Here is a 2,044-nt window from a genome sequence, read left to right on the forward strand (position 1 = left end):
GCACGAGGTCGGCGGGGTCGGGCTCCGATCCGCGCAGGCCCACCGCCAGAACGCCACGATGGATCGGGAAGCCGGTCACGGTGCTCATCACCGCCTTGGCGGCGAGATAGACCGGCGGCCTGTCCGGGCAGGCGGCCACGTCCGGGGCGAGGCCCGGCCAGCGCTCCGGGGCGAGCAGGATCGATTCCGCCCGGAACCGGGCCCGCGGGCCGAGCAGCAGCCGCAGGGTGACCTCGCCCTCGGCGATGAAGCGCCGGGAGCGGCCCACGAGGTCGCGCTCCCGCATCTTCGTGTAGGGTTCGAGGCGTGGGTCGTCCGGGTCCGCGATGGTTTCCGCGGCGACCGTCTCCCCGGCCCCGCCCATGTCAGCTCTGCTTGCGCTCGGCGCGGACGGCCAGCGGGTCGGCCTCGGCCTTGGTCGGCACCTTCACCAGCGCCTCGCCGTCGAGGACGGTCTCCCCGGCCACCGAGCAGCGGCAGGCGAGGCGGGCCCGGCGCCGCTCCGGCATCAGCTCGGCGACCGTGACGGTGACGTCGACGATGTCGCCGATGCGCACCGGCGCGCGAAAGTTGAGGGTCTGCGAGATGTAGACCGCCCCAGGGCCTGGCAGACGGGTGCCGAGCACCGCCGAGATCAGCCCGGCCGTGTACAGGCCGTGGGCGATGCGGGTGCCGAACGGCGTGCGGGCGGCGAAGTGCTCGGACAGGTGGATCGGGTTGCGGTCGCCGGTGATCTCGGCGAATCCGACGACGTCGGAGGACGCGATGGTCTTCGAGAGGGTTTCCGACAACCCGACCTCGAGATCCTCGAAATAGAGCACGCGCAATTCGGGCAGCATGGCTCGGCAGACCTCCGGTTCCGGCCGGTCGCAACTCTGGCGCGGCCGGCTCAACAAGACCGCGTCGCACGATCGCGCCGCCGAATCCACCCGGACGAAGGCGCAAGATCCGTGAACTTTCTTGAGGCGCGGACAGGGTTTTCTCAACAGCGGCTCGACAGGCGCGCCGCACTCGGCGATGACGCGCCCCGTGACCGTTGAACCCGCCGCCCGTCCCGAGCCGCCCGCCCTGCGCCCGGTCGTCGCCCGCGTGGCGGCGCTCAACCTCGGCTATTTCGGCATCGAGATCGCGGTGGCGCTCGCCATCGGATCCGTGGCGCTCATCGCCGACAGCCTCGATTTCCTGGAAGACGCGGCGATCAACCTGCTGATCTTCGCCGGCCTGTCCTGGAGCGCGCGCAACCGCGCGCGGCTCGGCACCGCGATGGCGTTCATCCTGCTCGTGCCGGCCCTGGCGACCGCCTACGCCGCCTATGAGAAATTCGCAGACTTCGTTCCCCCGGCGGCCCTGCCGCTGACGCTGACCGGCCTCGGCGCGCTCGCGGTGAACCTCACCTGCGCGCTGATGCTCGCCCGGCACCGGTCCGGCTCGGGCAGCCTGACCCGCGCGGCCTATCTCTCGGCCCGCAACGACGCCTACGCCAACCTGGCGATCATCGCGGCCGGGCTGGTCACCGCCCTCCAGCCGAGCCCCTGGCCGGACCTCGTCGCGGCGGCCGGCATCGCGATCCTCAACGCCGATTCCGCCGCCGACATCTTCCGGGCCGCCGCGGCCGAGCGCCGGGCAGCTGCGAAATAGGCATCCCCATGCGCATCTTCCCGATCTCCGATCTGCACCTGGAGCGGCGTCGGCTCGACCTGATCGCGCTGCCCGAGGCGCCGTTCGACGTCCTCGCCTGTCCGGGGGACCTCTACGAGGGGCATCCCGAGCGGGGGTTGGCGGCTCTGGTCCACCTGGCGCAGGGCAGGCCGATCGTGCTGGTGCCGGGCAACCACGAGCACTACGCGCCGACCGGCGACCCGCGCACCGCGCCGGAACTCCTGGCCGCTCTGGAGGCGGAGGTCGCCCGGGTGAACGCCCTCGGCGCCCGCATCCACCTGCTTCAGGGTGCCGAGGCCTGCGTGATCGACGGCGTGCGCTTCGTCGGCACGACCCTGTGGAGCGACTGGCGCCTCGCCGGCCGCTGGCTCGCCGCGGACGCGCC

3 protein-coding genes and 1 pseudogene are annotated in these 2,044 nt (G+C 72.5%); 2 read left to right on the forward strand and 2 right to left on the reverse strand.

Features of this window, described 5'->3' with window-relative positions:
* Both FV228_RS27915 and croR read right to left on the reverse strand, forming a co-directional pair.
* A pseudogene (locus tag FV228_RS27915) lies at positions 1-364 on the reverse strand (RNA methyltransferase); the annotation flags it as partial.
* A gap of 1 nt (position 365) precedes the next feature.
* A complete protein-coding gene (croR, locus tag FV228_RS27920) occupies positions 366-839 on the reverse strand; it encodes a 3-hydroxybutyryl-CoA dehydratase (protein WP_147857469.1) in 474 nt (157 codons plus the stop codon).
* A 178-nt stretch (positions 840-1,017) separates the two neighbouring features.
* Between croR and FV228_RS27925 the strand changes: the two genes are divergently transcribed.
* Both FV228_RS27925 and FV228_RS27930 read left to right on the forward strand, forming a co-directional pair.
* Positions 1,018-1,638, forward strand: coding sequence for a cation transporter (locus FV228_RS27925; RefSeq protein WP_147857470.1), 621 nt, complete (start codon positions 1,018-1,020; stop codon positions 1,636-1,638).
* An 8-nt stretch (positions 1,639-1,646) separates the two neighbouring features.
* Positions 1,647-2,044, forward strand: a 398-nt coding sequence (locus FV228_RS27930; RefSeq protein ID WP_187277943.1) for a metallophosphoesterase, incomplete at its 3' end; no start/stop codon positions are given.

It is taken from the genome of Methylobacterium sp. WL18 (assembly GCF_008040015.1).
Taxonomy (GTDB): Bacteria; Pseudomonadota; Alphaproteobacteria; order Rhizobiales; family Beijerinckiaceae; genus Methylobacterium; species Methylobacterium mesophilicum.

Excerpts from the sequence above, each read along its gene's own strand:
- croR (WP_147857469.1), bottom strand. The coding sequence starts at position 839 with ATGCTGCCCGAATTGCGCGTGCTCTATTTCGAGGATCTCGAGGTCGGG.
- FV228_RS27925 (WP_147857470.1), top strand. The coding sequence starts at position 1,018 with ATGACGCGCCCCGTGACCGTTGAACCCGCCGCCCGTCCCGAGCCGCCC.